This window comes from Embleya sp. NPDC005971, assembly GCF_040629175.1.
In the GTDB taxonomy this organism is placed as follows: domain Bacteria; phylum Actinomycetota; class Actinomycetes; order Streptomycetales; family Streptomycetaceae; genus Embleya.
Genome location: NZ_JBEXUX010000070.1, coordinates 1 through 24,688, shown reverse-complemented (window position 1 = coordinate 24,688; position 24,688 = coordinate 1). Strand labels below are relative to the sequence as shown.

Below are 24,688 nucleotides of genomic sequence, written 5' to 3'. Positions count from 1 at the left end.
TAGGCTCGATACATGCTTTTATGGATCAACGGCCCCTTCGGCGTCGGCAAATCCCAGACCGCACACGAGTTGTCCCGGCGGTTGCCCGGCAGTGTGATCTGCGATCCGGAGGAGGTCGGCTACGGCCTGCACCGGATGTTGCCGCCGGCGCTGCGCGGCGACTTCAAGGATCTGGTCGCCTGGCGACAGGGCGTGTTCGAGGTACTGGATCTGGTGCTGACCGGACGAGGGCGATCCGGCCCGGTGATCGCGCCGATGACGATGATCGAGCCGGACCACTTCCGCGAGACGATCGAACGTCTGCGGGAACGCGGGCACGACGTACGGCACTTCACGCTGTTCGCCGAGCGGGAGACGATCCTGCGGCGGCTGAACGAACGCGGCCTCGGGCAGGCGATCCGGATGGTACTCGGCAAGGAAGCGCCGCCGCGTCGGGAGAGCTTCGCGGTCTCCCGACTCGATGTGTGCCTGGAGAAACTGGCGGCCCCGGAGTTCGCCGAGCACATCGACACCGAGCGCATCGACGTCGCCGGGGCGGCCGAGCGGATCGCCGCCTCGGTCGGGCTGACCCTGGCCCCGAACACCGACGGCCCGCTGCGCGGCCGGCTGCGCCGGGCCGGGGTCGGCATCCGACAGATCCGGATCTTCTGACCCGGGTCGGAAGGCGGTAAAGGCCCGCCGGGCGCCGGTCAGTCCGGCGCCGGCAGCAGGGCGGCGAGTGGGAAGGTTGTGGTGTCCTGGGGTGGGCGGGACAGGTGCAGGGCGGTGTGGAAGTAGCCGGCGCTCTCCTTGCCGCGGGGATCCTCGGCCTCGGCGAGCACCGCCTCGACGGCGTAGCGCTGTTCCTGCTCGCCGGTGAAGCGGCGCTGCGGGAAGGTGTGCGGGCCGACCTTCTCGGTGACCAGGCCGAGCGCGCTCAGGCCGTCGGCGATGGCCTGGTAGGACCCCGTGCGCAGGACGAACGCGGCCACCCACACGGGTTCCGCGGCGTCGGTCAGGAACGGTCGGAAGGACCGCGGGGACAGGAAGCTGGCGCCGCCGGTGACGGTGATCAGCCGGGTCGATCGGGTGGCGGCGAGCAGGGCCGACGAGGGCGGTGCCACCTCCAGGTTCTCGGCGAACCCCGCGTCGAGGAGGCCGACCGCCCGGGCGTAGGACACCGCGTTCGCGGCCACGTCGAGACCGACCACGCGCACCGCGTCCGCCCGGCGCCGGGCCGCGTACCAGGCCCGGTCGGCCTCGATCAGCTCGGCGGTGTCCAGCGCGGCGATGGAGGCGGACCCGTACCGGTCGTAGAGGTCGGCCAGCGTCACGTCGTGATTGAGCAGCGCCGCGTTGATCCCGTACGAACAGCAGATGTCGAGCACGGTGCCCGGCCCCGGGCTGCCGTTGCCGTTGCCGGTCCAGGTCGTGAGCATGTGGCGGAAGATCCGCTGGGCGTGATGCGGCGTCTGGTACTCGAACGATCCGAGCGCCCGGAAGAAGGCCCGTGGGTCCGGCCGGTCGTAGATGTCGTCGAACCGGGTCATCGCCCGGCCGTCGACCTGCGCCGACTCGCCTTCGCGTTCCGTATCCTCGGTCCCGGACACCGCGGCCTCCTCTTCCTTCTCCTGCCGACACGCTGCCCGGCGGCCACCGGCGGCAACCCCTCGACCGAGCGGCCCCGGCCGGCCGAGGCCCGAGCGCACGGGTGCCCCGTGGTTGGTGCCGGCCGCCGCCTGCCCGTTCGGCGCGCCGCCCGGATGGCACTCGGGCGCGACCGCCGCACCGAGTGAACACGACGTCCTCCTACACCACCGGCCCGCGCAGCGTCGGCGGGGCGGTGATCCGTCCGGTGGCCGCGGCCCGGGCGGAGCCGCGGCCCGGATGCACGCCGTGCAGGCGGAGTTGGAACATCGCGTCGAAGCGGGCGTCCCCGTCGGCGAGGTCGATCGCGCCCACCTCGGACAACCGGCGCAGTCGATAACGGAACGTGTTCGGGTGCACGTGCACGGCCGCCGCCGCCGCGGTGACGTCGCCGAAGGTGTCCAGCCACGCGGCGAGGGTCTCGGTGAGGTGCGTGTCGTGTTCGGCGTCGTAGGCGCGCAGCCGGGTGACCGGTCCGGCCGGCGCGTCGTCGGTGGCGGCGACCCGGTCGGCGACGTCGACCAGCAGCGAGGACACGTACACGTCGCACAACCGGGCCACCCGCAACGACGAGCGGCCCGAACGCAGCACCCGCAGCGCGCGGTCCGCGTCGGCGCGGGAGGAGGGCAGGTCCACCTCGCGGGCGGCCACCCGGCCGATGCCCACGACCGCGTCGATCCGGCCGCCGATCCGGGCCAGGAACTCCTCGGCGAGCCGGACCGCCCGAGCGTCCGACTCGGTGGGCAGGATCGCGTAGGTGAAGCCGCCCAGTCGGGCGGTGGCGGTACGCGGATGGACCGCCGCCAGGTGCAGGGCCAGCGCGTCGACGATTCGGTGTTCCTCGGCGCTGCGCTCCGCCGGTGCCGAGTCGCCGACCACGGCGAGGGCGAGGACACACGCGGGCTGATGGGCCAGGCCCAGTCGGCCGGCCGCGTCCACCGCCGCCGGGCCGCCTTCGAGCACGGTGGCGAGCAGATCGGTACGCAGTCGGCGTTCCACGTCCGCGCCGGCCCGGCGCCGCAGCAGGTGCAGCGCGACCACCTTGGCCGCCTCGGTCAGCGAGCGGGCCAACTCCTCGGACAGCGGCTCGTGCACCACGACCCAGATCGAGCCCAGGATCTCGTCCCCGGCCCGGACCGCGATGGCCACCCTGGGCAGGTCGGAGACGCCGGCCAGATAGAGCGGTCCCTCGCTGCGGTACAGCGCGTGGAAGGCGCCGCGCTCCTCCAGGATGCGCAACATCTCCGCGGGCACCTGGCGGTCCAGGATGGTGGCGATCCGGGGTTCGTCCGCCTCGTCCTGGCGGCTGGAGAAGGCCAGCACCCGGCCGCTGCGGTCCTCCACGGTGACCGGTCCGTCCAGCAGCGCGGCGATCGCGTTGACCAGCGCGAACAGGTCGCCGGCCGGTGCGCCGTCGAGGGTTTCGCCACTTTGCGCGGTGCCCACCTCGTCCACCGCGAGCAGGGCCCGCAGCATGGTGGTGACCTGCGACCAGGACGCACCGGGGGTGAGCGCCAGGATCACCATGCCGGTGCTCGCGACGGCCGCCTCGATCTCGGCGTCCACCACGATCGGGCCGCGCACCACGATGGCCGGTGCACCCAGCCCGGCGGCGCGGTGCACCAGGGCGGCGATCGCGGCGGATCCGTAGACGGCGACGCCCAGGACCACCGCACCCGGCAGGTGCGCGGGTTCGTCGTGCGGATCGTGGATGAGCACGCCGGTGACCTCGCGGTCGGGATCCGGCGTGCCGGCCGCCACCGCGAACAGGGTCGAGCCGAGGTCGTCGATGATGCGCCCGAGGACCGCGCGCGGACTCGTGGTCATCGGCTGACCACCGGGGTGTGCGTGGGAATGCTGCCCCCTGGGTGTATTCGCCGGCTGCTCGGCACGTTCATGACACGGGGTTCCAATCCGTCGACACAGGTCCCCCGTCGAGCCTGTCCGGCCCAGGGGCCGCCCATGTCCTCGATGGCCGGCCCGTGGGCGGAGTCTAAACGATCTTGAGTCGGATATGCGGGGGTGAAACCGTCTCACTCCGCACGATGTCGACTCTTACGGTCGATACCCGTCCGGTCCGCGATCGAGCACGTACCGCCCGTCCCGGCCGAAGCCGCGCACCTGCCGACCCTGGCTCATCAGCTCACCCAGCACCTCGCGCACCGCCAGCCGCCACCCCCGCGCCGCCGACGGGTGGGCCCGCCGCAGCGCCTCGATGTCCCGAGGTACCGCGACCAGCACCACGTCCCCGTCGGTGCGGCCCCGGATCGGCCGCCCGTCGGGGCCCGCGTCCAGGCCGATGACCACCTCTCCGGCCAGGTCCTCGGTGTCGACCGGTTGCGCCACCCCGGCACAGGCCAGCGCGACCCGGTCGGCGGTCAGGTCCCAGCGGGCCAACAGCCGGTCGGAGAAGTCGTCCCCGTTGATGGCGTCGGACATCGGCCCGTAGAAGTCGGCCAGGTACTCGGCCGGGAGGGCGCCGAGCTTGGCCAGGTTGAAGTAGGCGTTGCGGCCGACCAGGGGGTCGAAGGTCCAGGTGACCCGGGTGATGGCGCGCTCCAGGCACCAGGCGCGCTGGTAGACCTTGAGCGCGTAGCCCACGTCGCGTCCGCGCGAGCGTTCGTCGACGCCGGCGATGTGCGAGTGCAAGCCCTCGGTGGAGAGCAGGCCCACACACGCGCCGATCAGCCGGTCGCCCTCGTAGGTGCCCACCACGTAGCCGCCCGAGTGGGCGACCACGGTCATCAGTTCGGGGCTGATCATCGGGTTGGTCGGCTCGGGCTGCCAGACGTGTTGGAACAACTCGCACGCGTCGGCCATCTCGCCCAGGGTGTGCAGCTCACGGATCTCGATCCGGGCCAGGCGAGCCGCGCGGTCGGCCGCCTCGACCGCGCGCTCGCGAAGTGCACCGGAATCGGGCTCGGGTTCGCGGTCGGCGCGGTGCAGGTCGCCGCCGGTACGCGCTCCCGCCGGTGTCGGCGTCATCGGGCCGTTGCCTCCGTCTCCGCTTCGGTCGCGGGCTCGACCGCCGCCCGCTCGGGCAGCGGCTCGCCGATCGTGGGTACACCGGACAACAGGGCCCGGGTGTAGTCGTGTTCCGGGTTCTCCAACACCTGTGCGGCCGGGCCGCACTCGACCAGGACGCCCCGGTCCATCACCGCGATCCGGTCCGCCAGATAGCGCACCACGGCCAGGTTGTGCGAGATGAACAACATCGCGAAGCCGAGCTCGCGTTGCAGGTCGCGGATCAGGTTGAGCACCGCGCCCTGTACCGAGACGTCCAGTGCGGAGGTGACCTCGTCGGCGACCAGCACGGCGGGCCGGGCGGCCAGCGCGCGGGCCAGCGCGACCCGTTGGCGCTGGCCGCCGGAGAGCGCGTGCGGCAGGCGGGTGCTGACACCCGGGTCGATGCCGACCAGGTCGAGGTAGCGGGCCACCTCGGTCGCCCGGGTCGCCCGGTCGGCGCGCGGCAGCGCCTCGGCGACCGAACCGCCGATGGTCAGCCGCGGGTTCAGCGACGCGAACGGGTCCTGGAAGACCAGTTGGATCGGCCGACGCCCGGGCTTGCGGCCCTGGTCGACGCCGTCCACCAGGACCTGTCCCGAGTCGATCGAGACCAGCCCGACCGCGGCCCGGCCCAGCGTGGACTTGCCCGATCCGGAACCGCCGACCAGGCCGACCACGCTGCCCGCGGGCACGTCCAGGGAGACGTCGTCCACGGCGGTCGAGGCGTTGCGACCCCGTCCGTAGCGCACGGTGATGTTGCGCAGTTCGAGCGAGCCGGACGTGGTGCTTCCGGCGGGGCCCGAGGCGGCTTCGGCGGCGGAGGGATCCGCCGTGCTCACGGCTTTCATCGTGCCTCCTCCAGTTCGTGTGTGGCGGTGGTGATCGGGTCCCAGCACGCGACGCGTCGGCCCGGGCGGATCTGCTCCAGCACCGGCTCCTCGGTGCGGCAACGGTCGGTGGCGCGGGCGCAGCGGGGCGCGAACGGGCAGCCGACGCTCTGCTCGCCGGGCTCGGGCGGGCGGCCGGGGATGGTCGCCAGCGGGGTGTCCCGGTCGGTGGTCATGCTGGGCACCGCGCCGATCAGCGCGGCCGAGTACGGGTGGGCGACGCCGTCGGCGAGGTCTCCGACCGGGAGTTCCTCCACGATCCGGCCCGCGTACATGACCACGACGCGGTCGCACACCTGGGAGACGACGGCGATGTCGTGCGAGATGAGCAGCAGCGCGGCACCGGATTCGGTGCGCACGTCCCGGAGCAGGGCCAACACCTGGGCCTGGACGGTCACGTCCAGGGCGGTGGTGGGCTCGTCGGCGATGATCAGGCGGGGTTCGCCCATCAGGCCCATGGCGATCATCACGCGCTGGCGCATGCCGCCGGAGAACTCGTGCGGGCGCTTGCGGACCCGCAGTTCGGGGTTGATAATGCCGACCGCGCCCAGCCGGGAGACGGCGCGGGAGACGGCCGCCGCGCGTCCGGCGTTGTGGTGCACCTCGGCCACTTCGGCGAGTTGCCGGCCGACGGTGAGTGCGGGGTTGAGCGAGGCCATCGGGTCCTGGAAGACCATGGCCATCGAAGTGCCCTTGGGCGCCTGCTTGTTCAGGTCCCGGTCGCCGAAGCGCATGGTCCGGGAGCTGACCCGGCCGGGGTGCGGGACGAGTCCGGCCGCGGCGAGCGCGGTCAGGCTCTTGCCCGAGCCGGATTCGCCGACGATGCCCACCGCTTCGCCCTCGTCGACGGTCAGGCACACGTCGTGCACCGCGGTGTGGCCGGGGAAGCGGACCTGGAGGTGGTCGATGTGCAGCAGGCCGGACGCGCTCTCCTCGGCGGGCGTCATGGCGCTCGTTTCGGCCGTCGCGATCTCGGGCTGCGGCGCGGTGCGACCGGCGTTCGCCTTGGCGACGACCTCGCCGATCAGGCCGAAGGTGATACCGGTGAGCACGATCGCGGCGCCGGGGCCGACCGCCGACATCGGGTCGACCATGACCCGGTCGAGTTGTTCGTTGAGCAGGCGCCCCCAGTCGTAGTCGGGCGGTTGCACGCCCAGCCCGAGGAAGGACAGGCCGGAGAAGGCGACCAGGATGCCGGCGGCGGTGGTGGAGACGAACAGCGCGACGGGTTCGGCGATGTTGGGCAGGATGTGCCGCACGATGATCCGGAAGCGGTTGACGCCCAGGATCCGGGCCGCGGCCACGTAGTCGGTGCCGGCGATGGAGGCGGTCAGGTTCTGCACGAGTCGGGCGGTGCTGGGTGCCGCGCCCAGGCCGATGGCGAAGGCGGCGGAGAAGGTGCCGACGCCGAAGATGACGGCGAGGAAGAGCACGAACAGCAGGCCGGGGAAGGCGACGAGCAGGTTGACCGTCGCGGTGATCAGGCGACCGGCGCGGCGGCCGAGGACCGCCGGCAGCACGCCCAGGACCAGGCCGCCGACGACCGCGATGAGCGTGGCGAACAGGGTGAGTTCCAGCGTGAGCCGGGTCGCCACCACCACCCGGGCGGCGATGTCGCGACCGAGCGCGTCGGTACCGAACAGGTGCTCGGTGCCGCTGTGTCGGCCGATCGCGTCGGTGTCGATGCGGTCGGCCGTGTCGCCGAGCAACATCGGTCCGAAGATCGCGGTCAGGACGATGATCGTGCTCGCGGCGGCCGCGGCGATCCCCAGGGGGGTGCGCAGGGCGAGGCGGAGTCTTGGGGTCTGGGACATCGTCAGCTCCCGCGAATCGTGGACTGGGGATCGGCGGCGGCGACGGCGAGGTCGACCATGAAGTTGATCGTGAGGGCGGTGGCTCCGTAGACCAGGACGATGCCCTGGACGAGCGGATAGTCCTTCTGCAGGATCGCCTGGACGATGGTCATGCCCAGGCCGGGCCAGGCGAAGACGTTCTCGATCAGCACGGTGCCCGCCAGCAGGCCGCTGAGCAGCAGGCCGCCGAGGGTGAGCGAGGAGGTCAGCAGGTTGGGCAACGCGTGCCGCAGGTAGACCAGTCGGCCCGGCAGGCGCTTGGCCCGGGCGGTGCGCATGTAGTCGGTCTCGAACACGCGCAGCGCCTCGACCCGAACGATTCGCGACAGTGCGGCGATCGGGGTGACGGCGAGGGCGAGCACGGGCAGTACGTAGGAGTCGGGGCCTTCGCGCAGCGCCACCGGGAACCAGCCGAGGGAGACGCCGAACACCGAGGCGAGGCCGACGGCGAGGAGGAATTCCGGGATGGCCACGATCGCCCCGGTCGAGGAGGCGAAGGCCAGTTCGCCGCGCCGGCGCCGACCGTTGCGGGTCCACACGGCCATCGCCATGCCCAGCGGGACGGCCACCAGCATCACCAGGACGAACGCGTAGATCGCGATCTCCATGGTGGCCGGCAGTCGGTCGCCGATCATCTGGGACACCGGGACCCGGGCGGTGATCGATTCGCCCAGATCGCCGTGGAAGAGCCCACTCAGGAAGTGCCGGTACTGGGAGATCAGCGATTCGTCCAGGCCCAGTTGTTCCTTGCGGGCGGCGACCGCCTCGGGCGTGGCGTTGAGCCCCAGGGCACCGCGGACCGGGTCGCCGGGGACGAAGTGGATCATCGCGAAGGCTGCGGTGATCAGAGCGGCGAGCGAGACCAACAGGCGCCCGGTGCGGCGCACCAGGAAGGAGGCCCAGGGGCCGAGCCGGAAGTCGATCACCCGGCCGCCGATAGCTGCGGTGCTCATCGGCCACCGACCTTGTGCAAAGTGGTGGGAATCGGGCCACTACCGTCGACTTGGAAGGTAAAGCCCCGGGTAAAGAACAGGGTCATCGAGTCCATAAAGGTCACCACATCGACACGTTTGATCAACTCGGACTCCGCTGCCGTCCATTCTGGGCAGCCGGAGGTGTCGGGCTTGGCCATCGCAAGGGCCATGAGCCGCTTGTACTCGGGGTTGTCGAGCGAACCGAAGTTCAGGCCCTCGGGCGGCGGAGGACCGCCCAGGAACGGCACGGCCTGGTCGGGCGTGGTCACCGAGAACGGCGCCCACGCGACCTCCCACGCGCCGCTGAACAGGACGGTGGCGTTGGTCGAGGGGGTGGTCGGTCGAAGGCTGACCTTGACCCCGAAGTCGGTCCACTGTTGGGCCATCAACTCGACCGCGGCGACGATCTGGGTTCCGTAGGTGTTGCCGGGATTGACCAGCGAGACCGACAGTTGCCTGCCGTCCTTGCTCCACTGGCCGCCGACCTTCTTCCAGCCGGCCGCGCGCAACGTCTCGGCGGCCCTGGCCCGGTCGTACGGGGGAATGTTGCCGGTGATCGCGTCCTCCGTACACGGCGGGCCCATCGTGACGCCCAGCCGCAGCGGCGCCACACCCTTGCCGCCGGTGGCCACCGCGCCGATCTGCTTGAGGTTCAGCGCCGAGATCAGCGCCAGCCGCACCTGCGGATCGGCGGTGACTCGACCGGCGGCCTCGTTGAAGGTCAACATCCCGAGCGGGTCCCGCGTTTCCTGATACTTCACCCCGGCCGCGAGCAGGCGGGAACGGTCGCTGCCCGAGACGGGCGTGATGTCGAGTTGGCCGCCGAGCAGGAGATTGGCCCTGGTGGACTCGTTGCCGATGACCTTGAAGACCACCCGCTCCGGCGTGTGATCGTTGCCGATGCCGTCCGGCCCCCAGGCGTAGCCGGGCCGTTTGGTGAAGGTGAAGTGATCGCCCGCGGCCACCTCGGTCAGTCGATACGGGCCGGTGCCGTCGGAGGCGTGGTCGAGCCCCTGCGACGCACGCAGCCCGGTGGGGCACACCAGGGGCAACATCGCCGAGCCGCGGACCAGGAAGGGGCTGGGGTTCGTGGCCTTCAGGGTCAGGGTGTTGGTCGCGTCGTCGGCGGTGGCGACCACGCCGGGGGGCACCATCAGGCCGTTCAGGGGGGACTTGTTCGCCGGGTCGACGATGTACGCGTACTGGGCCGCGATGTCGGACGCGGTCAGTGCGACACCGTTGTCGCACTTCACGTCACGCCTGATCGTGAAGGTCGCCGAGGACGCGTCGGTGGTCCACTTCTCCGCGACGCTGGGGACGATCCGCCCGTCCACCGGGTCGACCTTGATCAACGAGTCGTAGGTGAAGCGGTTCATCGTCACCGCGGACGAGGTCAGCGTGGTCAGCGGGTTCATGTTGCCGGGGTCGCCCGGGATCGCGATGGTGACCGTGTCGGCACCGCCGGCACCGCTGTCGGTGGCGGCCCCTCCGCAGCCGGCGACGAGCAGACCCAGTGCGAACACGGTGGCGGCGGCGCGCGGGGGGCATCTCATCGCTCGCCTCCGGGGGGACACTCGGCGACCTGCGGCCCGTTGCCGGTGCCCGATTCGCCGGCCGTGACCCGAGGGAGCGCGCGGGTCATGTGCAGGAAGTCGGCGCGGTCGCCGTCGCCGAGGAAGGCGTACTGGGTGTGTCGCCCGCCCTGCGGCTCGACCTCGATCAGGGTGCGGGCGTCGCGAACCGCGAGCCTGCCGGTCTTGGCGTGGTCGCCGCCGGCCATCTCGGCGGCGACACCGATCGCCCGCATGGTGACCTCGAGTCCCTCCTCGGACTCGACCACGTCGTAGACCATCGCCTGCGAGGCGTAGCGGCCGACGAAGAAGCGCGAGTCCACCACCGGCGGGTCGACCGGCGGCGCGACGGGTTCCGGGACCACCACGTCGGCACTGGCCGCGAACACGTCGCGGACCAGGTCGTACATCACCCCCAGGTCACCGCCGTTGGTCAGGATCGCGATCGAGACGCCGCTCTCGGGGGCCACCCGCAGGATCGCACTCTGCCCGATGGCACCGCCGTCGTGGCCGATCACCGGGCCGCCGACCCAGTCGAAGAGGTTCCAGCCCAGCCCCCACACGGTGCCCACCGCGCCGATGTCGGGCGCGTGCACCTGCGGCTCGCGCATCGCCAGCGCGGACGCCTCGGACAACAGGCGCGTGCCGTCCGGCAACAGTCCCCGGGCGACGTGCGCGGCGGCGAAGGCGACCAGGTCGGTCGCGGTGGTGGTCAGCGTCGAGCCGGCCGGCGCGTTGGACCGCGGCCCCTCCCAGGCCGGCACCTTGACCGGGACCCCGTCCGGCCCCGCACCGTGCCCGATCGCCACCCGGTGCAGGAGCGCCTCGTTGGCGTTGGTGGCCACCCGGGTCAGCCCCAGCGGGATCGCGATCCGCTCACGCAGGGTGGCCTCCCAGGTCTGCCCGGTGAGTACCTCGACGATCCGGCCGAGCACGACGAAGCCGCTGTTGCAGTAGGAGAACATCTCGCCGGGCGGAAAGAGTTGGCCCGCGTCGTCGGCCAGTCCCGCGACCATTTTGGCCACCGCGTCGTCGCCGGGGCCGTGGTCGTCGAACAGGTCGCCCTCGAAACCGGCGGTGTGGCACAGGAGCTGACGGGGCGTCACCACCTGGGCGGCGGCCTCGTCGACGAGCCGGAACTCGGGCAGGTAGGTCCGCACGGGGGCGTCCAGGTCGAGCACGCCCTCGTCGACGAGCTGCATGATCAGCGTCGCCGTCCAGACCTTGGTGATCGATCCGATCTGGAAGATCGAGTCGGGGGTCGCGGGGTAGCCGATCTCCACGTCGAGCACACCCGTGGCGGCGGTCACCGTCTCGTCGCCCATCCGTACCGCGACGCTGGCGCCGGGGATGTTGCCACGCTCGGCCAGCTCACCGATTCGGGTCGCTAGATACTCCGGCGTCGGCAGCGTCCGGGCGACCGGCCCGGACACCTCGGATCGTCCCATCGTGGGATACCTCCTCGGAAAGCGGCGGCGAGTGCCGCAGAGGACGATCACGGTAGGCAGCGCCCGAATGGCGTGAATCGTCGTCCGGGACGAAGAACCGCCCCCGAACCTGTCCGAATCACCGACGCCGAGCGGTACCGCTTCCCGGAATCCTCGGCAGAGGCCGCCGACGGTCCGCGCACCGCCCGCACCGGTTTCCCGCAGGACGCGCGCGAACCGGACCGGCACGGGCAACGCGACGAAGCGGGAGTGACCGATGGACGTGTACATCTCGATCGACATGGAAGGTGTGGCGGGCATCGCCACGCTGGACCAGATCTGGCGCGGCGGCAGCGGCTACCCGCGGGCCCAGCACCTGATGACCGGCGAGGCGAACGCCGCGATCGAGGGCGCCTTCGCGGCGGGCGCGGACCGCGTACTGATCAACGACAGCCACGGCACGATGGACAACCTGATCGCCGAGGACCTCGACCCCCGGGCCCGGATGATCCTCGGCTCCCCCAAGGCCCAGTGCATGGCCCAGGGGCTGGGCCCGCAACACGCGGTGGCGCTGTTCGTCGGCTACCACGCGGCGGCCGGCGAGCCGGGCGTGCTCGCGCACACCTTCTCCGGCAACTTCACCACGGTCAAACTCGGCGGTCGCCAGGTCACCGAGGCCGAGGTGATCGCGCTGCTCGCGGCCCAGCACGGGGTGCCGATCGGGTTGGTCACCGGCGACAACCACGTGTGTTCGGTGGCCGCGGAGGCGTTCCCCGGCGTGGTCACCGCGCAGGTCAAGTCGGCCGAGGGCTGGGCTGCGGCGGACACCATGCACCCCTCCCTGGCCCGGGACCTGATCCGCGAGCAGGCCGCGCTGGCGGTCAAGAACGCCTCCTCGCTGCGCGCGCTGCCGGTGCCCGAGGAACTGGTCCTGGAGGTGGGTTTCCAACTCCCCCTGGCCGCCGAGTTCGCCGCGTTGGTGCCCGGCGCCGAGCGGCTGGACCTGTTGACGGTGCGGTGCGCGGCGCCCGACCCGAACGCCCTGATGGACCTGGTCAACATCTGGTACGCGGTGGCCGCGCACACCTCGGCCACCCACCTGCCCAACACGTCCGCGAAGCGCTGAGCCACCACCACCGGCCCCCCCGGGGTCGGCCGACGATTCACGGAGCGCACATGAGCAGCGAGCAAGCGCCGGCCGAGCCGGCGAAGAGCATCCGGGCCGTCTTCGACGCCGCCGACGTGGACGGCTATCTGCACGTACGCGAACTGGACGGGGACGGCGAGGTCGAGTACCAAGGCGACGCGCCGGTCGTGCTGGCCTCGGTCTTCAAGATCCCGATCGCCCTGGAGTACGCCCGCCAGGCCGCCGACGGCCGCCTCGATCGGGCCGGCCGCCACCTGGTCACCGACGCCGACCGCGAGGGCGACGGCATCGGCACCGACGGTTGCCGGCACGACGTGGAGATGAGCGCGCGCGACCTCACCCACATGATGATGACGATGAGCGACAACGCGGCCACCGACGTGATGTTGCGGCTGGTCGGCCGGGAGAACGTGCGCGCCACCCTGGACGAGCTGGGCTGCCGGGACACCTCGGTCACCGGGTGCAAGGAACTCTTCGCCTCCGTGATGCTCGATCTGGGCATCGACCCGACGGCCGCGGACGCCCAGGAGAAGATGGCCGCGCTCACCCCCGACCAGTGCCGCGGGCTGCGCGTGCGCGACCCCGAGCGCACCGCCTCGACCACCCCGCGCGAGATCACCAAACTGCTCGCCGCGATCTGGCGGGACGAGGCCGGTCCGGTCGAGGCGTGCGCCGAGGTGCGCGAGATCATGGGCCGACAGATCTGGCCGCACCGGCTCTCCTCCGCGTTCGGGGACGAGATCCGGGTGTCCGGCAAGACCGGCACCCTGTGGGGCGTGCGCAACGAGGCCGGTGTCGTGGAATACCCGGACGGCAAGCGCTACGCCGTCGGCGTGTTCCTGCGCTCGGAGTCGATGGGCTTCCGGCTCCCGCGTGCCGACGCGGCGATCGGCCTGGCCGCGCGCACCGCGATCGACCACCTGCGCGGCTGACCCGATGCCGTATCCGGCGACCCGTGCCCTGTCGCCGGGTACGGCATCCGCGCGTGTTCCGGAGGGGGCTCGGGAACACGCCCGGGACCCCCGCGTCCCGGCCCGGCTCGCCGTCCCGCCGGGTCAGGACGCGGGGTCTCCCGCCTTTCGCGCCACATAGACGGTGTTGGTCGACGTACCGCCCTGGAGCGGATTGTCGAAGTCGACCACGTGCGCGACCGGGTCCGTGAACACCTGGCCGAGCACCTCGCCGAACTCCGCGTCCGGCGGGTCGTTCGACCACAACGCGAAGATCCCGTCCGGATGCAGCCGATCGGCCAGTGCGCGCAGTCCGGCGGGCCGGTACAGGGCGGCGTGGCTGGGGTGCAGCACGTGCCGCGGCGAGTGGTCGACATCCAGCAGGATCGCGTGGAAGCGGCGACCCGGCTCCTGCGGATCGAACCCCCGGGGATCGCCCGCCAGTGCGAAGAAGTCGCCCTGGCTCAACCGGCACCGGGGATCGTCCGCCAGTGCGAGGCCCAACGGCACCAGGCCGCGCCGATGCCAGTCGATCACCTCGCCGAGCGCGTCGACCACGATCAGGCTGCGCAGGCGCGGGTCGTCCAGTGCCGCCTTGGCGGTGTAACCGAGCCCGAGCCCGCCCACCACGACGTCGAGTTCGCCCTCGGGCAGTGCGGCCAGGCCGAGTCGGGTCAGCGCGATCTCGCCCGCGGTGAACAGGCTGGACATCAGGAACTCGTCGCCGAGCTTGACCTCGTACACGTCCTCGCCGGTGGCCGGATCCCGCCTGCGGCGCAGGCTGATCTCGCCCATCGGCGTCGGCCGCCAGTCGAGTTCCTCGAAACGCGCGCTCATCCGTGCACCCTCAACCGTGTCGGTGCCGCTCTCCGGCGCCAGTGGGTGGTCAGCCTATAGAGCGCGGACCGCACGGCGCCGGAACACGGGACGCCGGACGCGGGACGCGAGGCACGTCGGCGCCCGCCACGCACCGTGTGGCCGGCTTGGCGGGGGCCACGGAGTCGGGGCCGATCTTTCGTCGGCGGCGACGGTGCGACCCGTCGCGGCGGCGGCGCACAGTGACGTCATGCGAATGCCGGCGGAACCGACCCCTGGAGCCCGACCATGACCGCACTCGCGATCGATCGCCCGGGGCCGCGGCCGCGGATCCGCGACTACGGCCACGCACCGGGTGGACTGCGCCCCGGGACGTGGAACGCGATCACCGACGTGGCGGGCGTTCGGGTGGGCCACACCACGCTGCGCGACGCCGCGGCGGGGCTGTACTCGGGGGTGACCGCGATCGTGCCCGACGCGCTGTACACCCACGGCCCGTTGCGCGCGGGGCTGTTCGTCGGCAACGGCCACGCGGGGTTGGTCGGAGCCGGCCCACTGGTCGAACTCGGCCGACTGGGCACGCCGTTGTTGTTGACCTCCACGCAGTCCACCTGCCGGGCCGCGGACGCCCTGCTGACCTGGCGGCCGGCCCGGGCCGACCCGCCGCCGGCCTCGGTCGACCCGGTGGTCGGCGAGATCGACGACACCTGGTTGTCCCGGGCGCGACCACGGGCGCTGACCGCCACGCACGTGCACGCCGCGCTGGACACCGCCTCGACCGGGGCGGTGCCGCAGGGCAACGTGGGTGGTGGCACCGGCGCGTGCGCGCTGGGCTACAAGGGCGGCATCGGCACCGCGTCGCGCCGGGTGCCGACGGACACCGGCGAGGCGACCGTCGGCGTCCTGGTCCAGGCCAACATGTCCGGCGAACTGCGCCTGGGCGGCCAGTCGGTGCGGCCCGTCTCGCTGGGCCTGCCGACCGCCGGGCCGGTGCGCGGGCGGGGTTCGTGCGTGATCGTGGTGGCCACCGATCTGCCCTGTTCCACCCGCGAGTCGACCCGGATCGCCGGCCGCGGCGTGTTCGCCCTGGCCCGGGTCGGCGCGGCGTTCGCGCACGGCAGCGGCGACTGCGCGGTGGCCTTCTCCACCGCGCCGCCGCGCGCGATGGAGCCGCTGCCCTCGGCGCTGCTCGACACGGTGTTCGCGGCGACCATGGACGCCGTCGAAGAGGCGGTCCTGGACGCCCTGTTGGCCGCCGAGACGGTGCACGCCCCGGCCGGGCAGCGGGCGTACGCGCTGCCGCACGCGGCCGTCCGCCGAGCCCTCGGCTGAGCCGGCGGCGCGCCGGCTCGGGCCCGGCCGGGTGAGTCGCCGTCCACCCGGCCGGACGTGCCGCACCGCTCAGGGCCAGACCGCCCGCTCGACCTCGCGCGGGGCGAGCACCGTGCTCGATTCGGGCGCGTCGAACACCCGGACCGGGCGCCGGACGTCCCACGGTTCCCAGCCCGGGTCGCCGGTCTTGGCGAACCGCACCCACGCCGCGTGCATCTCGTCGGCCAACCGCTGCGGCGGCGCGTCTCCGGTAAGCGCCCGCCAGTCGGGCAGGTCGAGGCCGTCGAACACGAACGGGAGTTCCATCGCGTGTGCGGCGCCGAGGTCGCGGGCCGGACTGCGCCAGCCGAACTCGTAGACATGGGTGGGTGCCTCGCGCGCCAGCCGGGCATCCGCGAGCCGGTTGATCGGCAGCCGGAGCAGCAGGTCGCCGGCCAGCGTGCCCAGCAGTTCGCCGCGCGAGGCGCCCGGCCGCTCGGCCCGATACACGGCCAGGATCCGGCGCCCGATCCGGAACTTCAGCCGGGCGCCCGCGAACAACAGTGGCCCGACCCGGTGCAACAGGCCCGTGGGCACGAACCACAACCGGTATTCCTCGGCGTTCGAGCCGATCAACAGCCCGATCCCGGAACCGGCGCCGGCCAGTAGCGCGGCGAACGGCTCGACCGGCACCGGGTCCTCGCCGACGGCCAAGGCAAAGCCCGGGCCGCCGGTCATCGGGTTGCCGCCGGCGGTGACCGCCTGCTCGGCGGCGACCAGTTCGGCCGCGGGCACGTCCGCGAACGCCTCCCGGGTGGCCGCCCGGCCCAGCCGCTTGGCCACCAGGCGGGTGATCCGCCCGGCCCGCGCGGGCGGGACGGCGCCGGGCATGCCGCTCTGCAGAATGGCCCGGGTGCACAACGACTCGGCCTCGGGATGCGCGATCAGCGCACCGAGCAGGATCGATCCGGCGGACTCGCCGAACACGGTGACCCGTTCCGGATCCCCGCCGAAGGCCGCGATCTCGGCCCGCACCCAGCGCAGCGCGGCGAGCACGTCGGCCAGTCCGAGATTGCGCGGCGCACCCGCCAGCAGCGAGAAACCCTCGGACGCCAGACGGTAGTTCGGCGCCACGAACACCACGCCGTCGCGGGCGAAGGTGCTGCCGTCGTATCCGGGCAGCGCGTTCGCGCCGTGTGCGAGCGAACCGCCGTGCACCCACACCATGACCGGCAGACCGGTCGCGTCGGCGGGCGCCCAGATGTTCAGGTTGAGCACCTCGTCGCCCTCGACCGTCACCGTCGGCAGCAGCGATTCCAGGCCGCCCCGATACGGCGCCTGCGGCGCGGTCGGCCCCATCGAATCGGCGTCCCGCACACCGGACCAACCCGGGTGCGGCACCGGCCGGTCGAACCGTCTCGGCCCCACCGGCGCGGCGGCGTACGGGATGCCGAGGAAGCGGTGGATGCCGTCCGAGGCGGTGCCGCGCACCCGTCCGGCGGAGATCGACACGGTCGACCGCTTTGTCTCGACTTCCGGGGGAACGCTCATCTTGGCCATCCGATCCGCGGGCCGCCCCGCTCGTCGATTCCGACAGGTCGGCCGAGGGTAGCGAAAGGGGCCGGCGCACCGGAACGGCTGTTTCCCACTTCGGATTTTCCTCCCATACTCCCATCGCGGAGCACCATGAAATGACAGTGTGTCCTGAAGTCGGCACGCACTGCGATCATGGTGTGTCGTCGACGTCGTGCGCTCGATCCGACGAAGTGGGAAAGGACCGACGTGAGTTCTCAGGAACCGCAACCGACCACCCTCTATCCGGAACTGGACGAGGCGGCCTTGGCGCGAATCGCCGAGGCCCTGGAGACCGGGGACACCAGTCATCTCGCGCCCGCGCGGGCGGCCGAGATCGAGCAGCTTCGGTCCCGGGTCGACTTCCGCCGGGTCACCGTTCCCCGTCCGCCGGAGGGCGGGAGCACGAAGGTGTCGCTGGACGGCGCGCTCTGGGCGCACCGCGACGGCGAGGCCCGGCCGGTGGTGGTGATGCCCTCGCCGTGGACGGACGCGGGCTGGCTCGTCTACGTGGCACAGGCGATCCGGTTCGCCCTCAAGGGATACGACGTCCTGGCCTACACCGCCCGCGGCTTCGCCGGATCCGGTGGCCACGTCGAGGTGGCCGGCACCCCGGACATCGAGGACGGCATCGCGGCGCTGGACTTCGCGATCGAGCAGATCGGCACCGAGCCGACCTCGGTCGGCTTCCTCGGCGACTCCTACGGCTCCGGGATCAGCCAGTTGGTCGCCGCCCACGAACCCAGGGTGAAGGCGGTCGCCGCGCTCAGCACGTGGGGCGACCTGGGCAAGGCGTTCTACGAGAACGACACCCGCCATGTCGCCTCGGTCGCCGCGTTGTTGAAGGCCGCGGCCAAGGCCAGGCTCAGCGAGAAGACCCAGCAGGTATTCGCCGACGTGTTGAACAACGAGAACGTGCCGGACACGTTGGCCTGGGCCGTCCCGCGCTCACCGATCACCTACATCGAGCAGATCAACGACAACGACGTGGCGGTGCTGTTCGCGAACGCGTGGCACGAGACGCTGTTCCCGAGCAATCAGATGTTGGAGACGTTCAACCGACTGACCGGTCCCAAGCGGCTGTTGATGTCCATCGGCGATCACTCGGGCCCCGAGGCGACCGGCATCGTCGGGTTGCCGAACCGGATCTGGGAGGACGCCCATCGGTGGTTCGACCACCATCTCAAGGGGGTCGACAACGACATCGACACCGAGGGCGAGGTCGTCTCCGAGATCATGTGGCACGGCCCCATCGAGGAACGGTCCACCTGGGGCGCGGTCACCGGACGCACCGAACGCCTCTACCTGTCCGCGCCGCAGAACGGCGGCGACGGCACGCTCACCGACAAGCCGAGCGGCGACGGTGACGTCACCTTCCGGGCCGGCACCGACACCCGGGCCACCGTCGCGGACGCGATCATCTTCTCCGGATTCGCCGAACTGGCCGGTCTGCCCAGGGTCTACCGCACCGGCAAGATCGACCGGGCGAACGCGGGCGTGTGGGTCACCGCGCCGCTGCCCGTCGTCACACCGCTGCGCGGCATCCCCCGGCTGCACCTGACCTACACCGTCGACGCGCCGGAATCGACGTTGGTGGCCTACCTGTTCGCGGTCGGTCCGCGCGGCCTGGGCCACATCATCACGCACGCGCCGTTCACCCGGCTCCTCGGTGAGGCCGGCGAATCGGTCACGGTGGACATCGAACTCCAGGCCACCGGTTACAACGTGCCGGCCGGCCACCGGGTGATGTTGGTGGTCGACACCATCGACCCGTTCTACGGTGCCGCCACCGTCGAGGGCAGCACCATCACCATCGCCCCCACCGAATCGGACCCGCATCATCTGGATCTCCCGTTGGGCTGATCCGGGCCGATCGCACCGACCGCCCGATGCCCGACGTGCCTCTCCGAAGGCGCGCCGGGCGCCGGGCGGCCCCGTCGACCGACTCCCGGCCGTCATTCTCCGTCCTGGGCAACTCTGGTGCGGAAGAAGGCATTTGACAGATTTTGCCGACCGCTCGACGGCGCATTGAACGGGGCCGTCCCACCGTGTGAGCGTTTGCCGATCGGGCACGAACCCGGCGGCCATACTCGGCGGCGGTTCGCTCTCCTTGCGGACACGCACGGCGAAGGCCGGATTCGTGGTCGAGGTCTACCTTCCACTCAAGGAGCCTCGATGAATCGAAAAACGGTGACGGCCGGGACTGTTCTGGCCGTACTCGCCGGGCTGACGGTCGCCTCGACCGCTCAGTCGGCCTCCGCCGACCCGCCTCCCCCCGGCTCGCAGTCCCTGGCGGTCTCCGCCGCCGACCGGGCCGCGGCCAGTGGTCTGGACTCTCTCGCCAAGGGTCCCGACGAGCAGTATCAGCGCCAAGCGGTGACCCCCTGGGTCAACGGCCTCTACTCGGTCGCCTACGAGCGCACCTACCGGGGCATCCCGGTGGTCGGCGGCGACGCCGTGGTGCTCGCCGACGGCCAGGGCCGCGTCCGCGCGACCCAATCCGCCACCGGCACCCGGATCGCGGCGAACACCACCGCGCGAATCGACGCGGCGGCGGCGGAAGCCACCTCCAGGACCAGGCTCGCCTCGGTCGACAAGGTCGAGTCGCACCGCCTGGTCGTCCGGGTCAAGGACGGGCAGAGCAACCTGGCCTGGGAAACCGTCCTGGCCGGTCGTACCGCGACCGCGCCCAGCAGGCTGCACGTCTTCGTCGATGCGAGCACGGGCACGGTGCTCGACACCGTCGACGACGTCAAGGCCGGCAGCGCGAACAGCCAGTGGAACGGGCCCGGTCCGCTGACCATCGACACGACCAACAACAACGGCACGTACTCCCTGCGCGACCCGAACCGTCCCGGCCTGACCTGCGCCGACTACGCCAACGGCACGGTCTTCTCCAAGTCGAGCGACTCGTGGGGCAACGGCCAGGCGTCCAGCAAGGAGACCGGCTGCGCCGACGTCATGTGGGCGGCGCAGAAGGAATGGAACATGCTCCGCGACTGGTTGGGTCGCAACGGGCACAACGGTACCGGCGGGAGCTGGCCGGTCAAGGTCGGCCTCAACGACGTCAACGCCTACTGGGACGGCTCGTCCGTTTCCATCGGGCACAACCAGGCGAACCAGTGGATCGGTTCGATGGACGTCGTGGGCCACGAATTCGGGCACGGCATCGACCAGTTCACCCCCGGCGGCGCGGGCACCGAGCCGGGTCTGGGCGAGTCCACCGGCGACATCATGGGTGCGCTGACCGAGGCTTACACGAACGAGCCCTCGCCGTACGACGTCCCCGACTACACCGTCGGCGAAGCCGTCAACCTGGTCGGCCAAGGCCCGATCCGCTACATGTACAAGCCCTCCACCAACGGCGACCCCGACTGCTACAGCTCCTCCATCCCGAACACGGAGGAGCACGCTGCGGCCGGCCCGCTGAACCACTGGTTCTACCTGCTCGCCGAGGGCACCAGCCCGGGCGGCGGCAAGCCCACCAGCCCGACCTGCAACAACACCACCCTCACCGGGGTCGGCATCCAGCAGGCCGGCAAGGTCTTCTACGGCGGCATGCTGCTCAAGACCAGCGGCATGACCTACAAGAAGTACCGCACCGCCACGCTGAACTCGGCCAAGACCCTCGACGCGACCTGCGCGCTGTTCAACAAGACCAAGGCCGCCTGGGACGCGATCAGCGTGCCCGCGCAGCCCAATGACCCGACGTGCACCGGTGGCCCCGGGCAGAACGACTTCTCGATGGCCGTCACCCCGAACTCGGGTTCCGTGCTCGCCGGCAACTCGGTCTCGGCCACGGTCGGTACCACCATCACCTCGGGCGTGGCACAGACCGTCGCGCTGACCGCCACCGGTCAGCCCGCCGACGTCTCGGTGAGCGTGGTCCCGAACTCCGTCCAGTCCGGCGCCTCCGCCACCCTGACCGCGACGGCCGCCGCGAACGCGGCGAACGGTACGTACGTGATCACCGTGACCGGTACCGGTCCCTCCGCCACGCACACCGCGCAGTACACGCTGACCGTCGGCAACGCGCCGCCGGGCAACTCGATCCGCAACGGCGACTTCGAACAGGGCACCGCGAACTGGACGCAAAGCGCCAACGACATCACCAACAGCAACCCGGGCTCCGCGCACGGCGGCTCCTGGTACGCGTGGATGATGGGCTACGGGTCCACCGCGACCGAGACCGTGAGCCAGTCCAACATCACGATCCCGGCCGGTTCGCCGAGCCTGAAGGTGTGGATCAAGACCACCACCAAGGAGACCGGCAGCACGGTCTACGACACTCTGAAGATCAAGATCGGCTCCACCACCCTGGCCACCTATTCCAACGTCGGCGCCACCGGTGCCTACGTGCAACGCACGGTGAACCTGAGCGCCTATGCGGGCCAGACGGTCACCCTCACCTTCGCGGGTGCCGAGGACTCCTCGCTGACCACCACGTTCCTCGTGGACGACGTGAGCATCTCCTGATCACGCGCGACCGATGACGGCCTCGCTTCCGGCGCCCCACGCCGGGAGCGAGGCTTTTCGCCGTTCCGGCGGCGCAGCGCTCCCGGGCCCGATACGGGCGTTCGCCCGTCCCGCGCAGCCGGGGTTTGGTCCGACCCGGACCGGGCGACCATCTCGCCCACGGCGGCCCGCCCGTCGCCGTGCCTGCGCGCGGGTGGCCGGTCCGCCCTCGGCCCCTCTGGAGAGTGATGGCCTCGAACCAGTCCACCCCCTGGGTCGGCGCGTCTCGGGTGCTGCGCAATCCGCGGATCTGGGTGATGCCCTCGGTCATCGTCGGGGTACTGGCCTTCCTGTTGTCCATGCTCTACATGGGCGGCATCCTCAACCCGCGCACGGATCTGCATCGCCTGCCGATCGGCCTGGTCGACGCCGACCAGGGCGCGCCGGCCGGGACGGAGAACCTCGGCGCCCGGATCACCAAAGGCATCGCCGCCGCGCCCGACCCGGATCACGCGGTCTCCTGGCGGATCATGGACGAGGACTCGGCCCGACAACAAATGGGCTCGGGCAAGCTGTACGGCGCGATCGTGGTGCCGGCGGGCTTCACCGCGTCGGTGGCCGCGCTGGGAGCGCCCGCGCCGGCCGCGCCGACCCGCCCCACGGTCACCGTGCTGACCAACCCCGGGGCGGGCAGCCTGGCCTCGTCACTGGCCACCGGCATCGCCCAACAGGCCCTGCACGCGGCCTCGTTGCAGTTGGGTGCGGCGCTCACCGCCGTGCCGCCGAGCGGGCCGGGGCAGGCCACCACCGCGTCCCGACTGCTGCTCGCCGACCCGATCGCGGTCGCCGTCGCGGTGGGTCACCCGATCGGCCCACACAGCGGACTGGGCCTGACCGCCTTCTACTACACGCTGCTCCTGGTGCTGGCCGGCTTCCTGGGCGGCAACGTCATCGGCAACGGGGTCGACGTCGCGCTCGGCTATGTGGCGAGCGAGATCGGCCCGTGGCGTACCGAACGGCCGCTGGTGCACATCACCCGCACCCATCAACTCGCGGTCAAGAGCGCGATGTCCGCGGTGTTGTCGATGCTCACCACCACCCTGATCATGATTGCCACGATCGGCATCCTGGACATGGACGCGACCCATCTGCCGCTGCTGTGGGTGTTCTCGGTCTGCGCGACCACCGCGGTCGGGCTGGGCGTGCAGGCGATCAACGCGGCCTTCGGCGGGATCGGCCAGTTGGTCAGCATGTTCGTCTTCATCGTGCTGGCCCTGCCGTCCTCCGGCGCGACCATCCCACTGGAGGCGTTGCCGCACTTCTACCGGGTGTTGGCCGTGTTCGAACCGATGCGCCAACTCAGCGACGGCGTGCGCGCGATCCTGTACTTCGACGCGCGCGCCGACGCCGGGTTGACCCGGGCCTGGCTGGGCATCGCCTTCGGCGCCGCGGCCGGTCTCGCCTTCGGCTTCGCGATGACCACCTACTACGACCGCAGGCAACTGCACCGGATCGCGCCGAAGAGCGAATAGTCGTGCGGGCCGGCGGCGGTCAGGACGGGTGGTGGCGGCTGATGTTGCGCTCCAGCAGCGCCGTCGCGGTCCGGACGCCGACCGCGTCCGGACCGTCGGCCGCGGGCAATCGGCCGTCGGCACGGATCAGTTCGGTCAGCGCGGTGTCGATGGCGGTGTGCGCGGCGAACAGGCAGGGCGTGCTGTAGATCGCCGCGTCCACGCCCAGTTCGGCCAGTTCGGTCAGAGTCAGGCGCGGCGACTTGCCGCCCGCGATCTGATTGAACAGCAGCGGCTTGTCGCCGACCGCCGTCCGGATCCGGCGGATCCACTCGACGCTGCGCACGCCGTCCACCAGGACCAGGTCGGCGTCCGTCTTGGCGAGTGCCTTCGCCCGGCGCAGGATGTCGTCCGGCTCGGTGGCGTCGGTGCGGGCGACCACGACCAGGTCGCCCCGGCTGTCCAGCACCTGCGCCAGCTTGTCCAGGTATTCGCTCAGCGGAAGCACCAGCTTGCCGTCGGCGTGGCCGCAGCGCCGGGGCCGCATCTGGTCCTCCAGGATCACCCCCGACGCCCCGGCCCGGGCCAGCCGTTGCACCACGTGGCAGGCCACCTCCGGGTCGCCGTAGCCGTCGTCGATGTCGACCAGGAGGTGCTGCCGGGGGAAGGCGAGTCGCAGGCGTTCGACGAACGCCACCATGTCCGGCCAGGCGATGAAGCCGATGTCGGGCAGCCCGTAATAGGAGGCGGCGAAGCCGAAACCGGAGACGAAGAAGCCGTCGAAATGTCGCGCCGCGAGCGACGCGGAGTACATGTCGTGAATGCCGACGAGGGGTGTGGTCTCCGCGCGGGCCAGATCGTCCCGCAAGGCGCTTCCGTAGAGCACGAGTTCTCCATGTGTAGTCAATCGACTACAGCCGCAGTATGGAGATCTCGGGTGATTCATGTCAATCTCTGCCAACCGCCCGGGTGACCTCCAGCGTCTCGACCATCCGGCGCAGCCTCGCCTCGACCCGGGCCGCGTCCCGGGCACTCACGGTGACCTCGACGGTGGCCGCACCGAACTCGGTGGAGACGTAGCTGAGTCGGCGCACGCCGTGGTTGTTCAACGTGGAGGCGACCCGGGCGAGCACGCCGCGGCCGTGTCGCATCCGGGCCACCAGGCGCGCGTGGCCGGCGTCCTCGTCGCCGGGCAGGGCGACGGGGCCGGGGTCGCCCGGCGGTGGGGCGACGTCCGCGGACCGGGTGACTTCGAGGACCTGGGTGCCGTCGTCAACCATGGATCGGGCTCCTGTCGAGGTGGGATCGAGGGGATCGAGTGCTCGTGCGGATCGGAAGGAGGTCCGGAAAACAGAAAGACCCCTCGCGAAGCGCGAGAGGTCTGCGTGCGGACGGTGGGCCGCAGGGAAGTGGTCGTCCTGGTCAGCCCGGTGTCGGCACGCTGCCGGTAATAATCATCCGACGTCGCATGGGGTCGAACCTCGCACACCCGCTCCGCGTCGTCCAACGCGTCTCATGATGCGGATGCCTGCGTCCGCTCCGTGGGCCGACGGCGCCCGGTCGATCGGCTGATCGACCGGGC

General features: G+C 71.5%; 18 protein-coding genes and 1 pseudogene. 7 read left to right on the top strand and 12 right to left on the bottom strand.

Translation table 11 applies throughout. From position 1 onward, the window contains the following. The first annotated feature begins 12 nt into the window (after nt 1-12). Nucleotides 13-651 carry an AAA family ATPase gene (locus ABZ374_RS39605; protein ID WP_360321351.1) on the top strand — a complete coding sequence of 213 codons (639 nt, stop codon included), beginning with the start codon at nt 13-15 and terminating at the stop codon, nt 649-651. A 38-nt stretch (nt 652-689) separates the two neighbouring features. Here the strand turns inward: ABZ374_RS39605 and ABZ374_RS39600 are convergent, their stop codons facing one another. The 8 genes from ABZ374_RS39600 to ABZ374_RS39565 form a co-directional block, all read right to left on the bottom strand. Further along, nucleotides 690-1,589: a hypothetical protein gene (locus ABZ374_RS39600; RefSeq protein WP_360321348.1), complete on the bottom strand. Its 900-nt coding sequence runs from the start codon at nt 1,587-1,589 to the stop codon at nt 690-692. Between the two features lie 199 nt (nt 1,590-1,788). Next, complete coding sequence (locus ABZ374_RS39595; RefSeq protein ID WP_360321345.1) at nt 1,789-3,453, bottom strand: helix-turn-helix domain-containing protein; 1,665 nt, start codon at nt 3,451-3,453, stop codon at nt 1,789-1,791. Between the two features lie 228 nt (nt 3,454-3,681). After that, entirely contained in the window at nt 3,682-4,611 is a 930-nt protein-coding gene (locus ABZ374_RS39590) for a GNAT family N-acetyltransferase (protein ID WP_360321342.1), read from the bottom strand. Next, nucleotides 4,608-5,480 (bottom strand): ATP-binding cassette domain-containing protein, encoded by an 873-nt coding sequence (locus ABZ374_RS39585; RefSeq protein ID WP_360321339.1) that lies wholly within the window; start codon nt 5,478-5,480, stop codon nt 4,608-4,610. Before ABZ374_RS39585 ends, ABZ374_RS39590 begins: the two co-directional genes overlap by 4 nt. After that, a complete protein-coding gene (locus ABZ374_RS39580; RefSeq protein WP_360321336.1) occupies nt 5,477-7,333 on the bottom strand; it encodes a dipeptide/oligopeptide/nickel ABC transporter permease/ATP-binding protein in 1,857 nt (618 codons plus the stop codon). The genes ABZ374_RS39585 and ABZ374_RS39580 overlap by 4 nt, the downstream gene beginning before the upstream one ends. A gap of 2 nt (nt 7,334-7,335) precedes the next feature. Continuing rightward, a complete protein-coding gene (locus ABZ374_RS39575) occupies nt 7,336-8,325 on the bottom strand; it encodes an ABC transporter permease (protein WP_360321333.1) in 990 nt (329 codons plus the stop codon). Next, the gene (locus tag ABZ374_RS39570; protein WP_360321330.1) at nt 8,322-9,899 is read right to left on the bottom strand and encodes an ABC transporter substrate-binding protein; all 1,578 of its coding nucleotides are present in this window, start codon (nt 9,897-9,899) and stop codon (nt 8,322-8,324) included. The genes ABZ374_RS39575 and ABZ374_RS39570 overlap by 4 nt, the downstream gene beginning before the upstream one ends. Next, on the bottom strand, nt 9,896-11,365 hold the full coding sequence (locus ABZ374_RS39565; RefSeq protein WP_360321327.1) for a serine hydrolase domain-containing protein: 1,470 nt from the start codon (nt 11,363-11,365) through the stop codon (nt 9,896-9,898). The genes ABZ374_RS39570 and ABZ374_RS39565 overlap by 4 nt, the downstream gene beginning before the upstream one ends. Before the next feature lie 256 nt (nt 11,366-11,621). Between ABZ374_RS39565 and ABZ374_RS39560 the strand changes: the two genes are divergently transcribed. Both ABZ374_RS39560 and ABZ374_RS39555 read left to right on the top strand, forming a co-directional pair. Next, nucleotides 11,622-12,470, top strand: coding sequence for a M55 family metallopeptidase (locus ABZ374_RS39560; protein ID WP_360321324.1), 849 nt, complete (start codon nt 11,622-11,624; stop codon nt 12,468-12,470). A gap of 50 nt (nt 12,471-12,520) precedes the next feature. After that, entirely contained in the window at nt 12,521-13,423 is a 903-nt protein-coding gene (locus ABZ374_RS39555) for a serine hydrolase (protein WP_360321321.1), read from the top strand. A gap of 123 nt (nt 13,424-13,546) precedes the next feature. Here the strand turns inward: ABZ374_RS39555 and ABZ374_RS39550 are convergent, their stop codons facing one another. Further along, nucleotides 13,547-14,278 carry a spermidine synthase gene (locus ABZ374_RS39550; RefSeq protein WP_360321318.1) on the bottom strand — a complete coding sequence of 244 codons (732 nt, stop codon included), beginning with the start codon at nt 14,276-14,278 and terminating at the stop codon, nt 13,547-13,549. A 267-nt stretch (nt 14,279-14,545) separates the two neighbouring features. On the opposite strand from ABZ374_RS39550, the gene ABZ374_RS39545 reads away from it, so the two are divergent. Then, the gene (locus ABZ374_RS39545; protein WP_360321315.1) at nt 14,546-15,589 is read left to right on the top strand and encodes a P1 family peptidase; all 1,044 of its coding nucleotides are present in this window, start codon (nt 14,546-14,548) and stop codon (nt 15,587-15,589) included. 69 nt (nt 15,590-15,658) lie between these two features. On the opposite strand, the gene ABZ374_RS39540 is transcribed toward ABZ374_RS39545, so the two are convergent. Further along, complete coding sequence (locus ABZ374_RS39540) at nt 15,659-17,119, bottom strand: carboxylesterase family protein (RefSeq protein WP_360321312.1); 1,461 nt, start codon at nt 17,117-17,119, stop codon at nt 15,659-15,661. A 231-nt stretch (nt 17,120-17,350) separates the two neighbouring features. On the opposite strand from ABZ374_RS39540, the gene ABZ374_RS39535 reads away from it, so the two are divergent. The 3 genes and pseudogenes from ABZ374_RS39535 (at nt 17,351) to ABZ374_RS39525 (ending at nt 23,127) form a co-directional block, all read left to right on the top strand. After that, entirely contained in the window at nt 17,351-19,003 is a 1,653-nt protein-coding gene (locus ABZ374_RS39535) for a CocE/NonD family hydrolase (protein ID WP_360321309.1), read from the top strand. Nucleotides 19,004-19,315: 312 nt separating this feature from the next. After that, nucleotides 19,316-21,166: pseudogene (locus tag ABZ374_RS39530) on the top strand (M4 family metallopeptidase); the annotation flags it as partial. A gap of 677 nt (nt 21,167-21,843) precedes the next feature. Further along, nucleotides 21,844-23,127 carry a DUF3533 domain-containing protein gene (locus ABZ374_RS39525; protein WP_360321306.1) on the top strand — a complete coding sequence of 428 codons (1,284 nt, stop codon included), beginning with the start codon at nt 21,844-21,846 and terminating at the stop codon, nt 23,125-23,127. Between the two features lie 19 nt (nt 23,128-23,146). Here the strand turns inward: ABZ374_RS39525 and ABZ374_RS39520 are convergent, their stop codons facing one another. Together ABZ374_RS39520 and ABZ374_RS39515 are read right to left on the bottom strand one after the other, a co-directional pair. Further along, nucleotides 23,147-23,992, bottom strand: coding sequence for an isocitrate lyase/PEP mutase family protein (locus ABZ374_RS39520; protein ID WP_360321303.1), 846 nt, complete (start codon nt 23,990-23,992; stop codon nt 23,147-23,149). Nucleotides 23,993-24,053: 61 nt separating this feature from the next. Continuing rightward, nucleotides 24,054-24,386: a hypothetical protein gene (locus ABZ374_RS39515; RefSeq protein ID WP_360321300.1), complete on the bottom strand. Its 333-nt coding sequence runs from the start codon at nt 24,384-24,386 to the stop codon at nt 24,054-24,056. Between the last annotated feature and the right edge of the window lie 302 nt (nt 24,387-24,688).

Coding starts and splice junctions, on each gene's coding strand:
- ABZ374_RS39605 (WP_360321351.1), top strand. CDS start 13: ATGCTTTTATGGATCAACGGCCCCTTCGGCGTCGGCAAATCCCAGACC.
- ABZ374_RS39595 (WP_360321345.1), bottom strand. CDS start 3,453: ATGACCACGAGTCCGCGCGCGGTCCTCGGGCGCATCATCGACGACCTC.
- ABZ374_RS39590 (WP_360321342.1), bottom strand. CDS start 4,611: ATGACGCCGACACCGGCGGGAGCGCGTACCGGCGGCGACCTGCACCGC.
- ABZ374_RS39585 (WP_360321339.1), bottom strand. CDS start 5,480: ATGAAAGCCGTGAGCACGGCGGATCCCTCCGCCGCCGAAGCCGCCTCG.
- ABZ374_RS39580 (WP_360321336.1), bottom strand. CDS start 7,333: ATGTCCCAGACCCCAAGACTCCGCCTCGCCCTGCGCACCCCCCTGGGG.
- ABZ374_RS39575 (WP_360321333.1), bottom strand. CDS start 8,325: ATGAGCACCGCAGCTATCGGCGGCCGGGTGATCGACTTCCGGCTCGGC.
- ABZ374_RS39570 (WP_360321330.1), bottom strand. CDS start 9,899: ATGAGATGCCCCCCGCGCGCCGCCGCCACCGTGTTCGCACTGGGTCTG.
- ABZ374_RS39565 (WP_360321327.1), bottom strand. CDS start 11,365: ATGGGACGATCCGAGGTGTCCGGGCCGGTCGCCCGGACGCTGCCGACG.
- ABZ374_RS39560 (WP_360321324.1), top strand. CDS start 11,622: ATGGACGTGTACATCTCGATCGACATGGAAGGTGTGGCGGGCATCGCC.
- ABZ374_RS39555 (WP_360321321.1), top strand. CDS start 12,521: ATGAGCAGCGAGCAAGCGCCGGCCGAGCCGGCGAAGAGCATCCGGGCC.
- ABZ374_RS39550 (WP_360321318.1), bottom strand. CDS start 14,278: ATGAGCGCGCGTTTCGAGGAACTCGACTGGCGGCCGACGCCGATGGGC.
- ABZ374_RS39545 (WP_360321315.1), top strand. CDS start 14,546: ATGACCGCACTCGCGATCGATCGCCCGGGGCCGCGGCCGCGGATCCGC.
- ABZ374_RS39540 (WP_360321312.1), bottom strand. CDS start 17,119: ATGAGCGTTCCCCCGGAAGTCGAGACAAAGCGGTCGACCGTGTCGATC.
- ABZ374_RS39525 (WP_360321306.1), top strand. CDS start 21,844: ATGGCCTCGAACCAGTCCACCCCCTGGGTCGGCGCGTCTCGGGTGCTG.
- ABZ374_RS39515 (WP_360321300.1), bottom strand. CDS start 24,386: ATGGTTGACGACGGCACCCAGGTCCTCGAAGTCACCCGGTCCGCGGAC.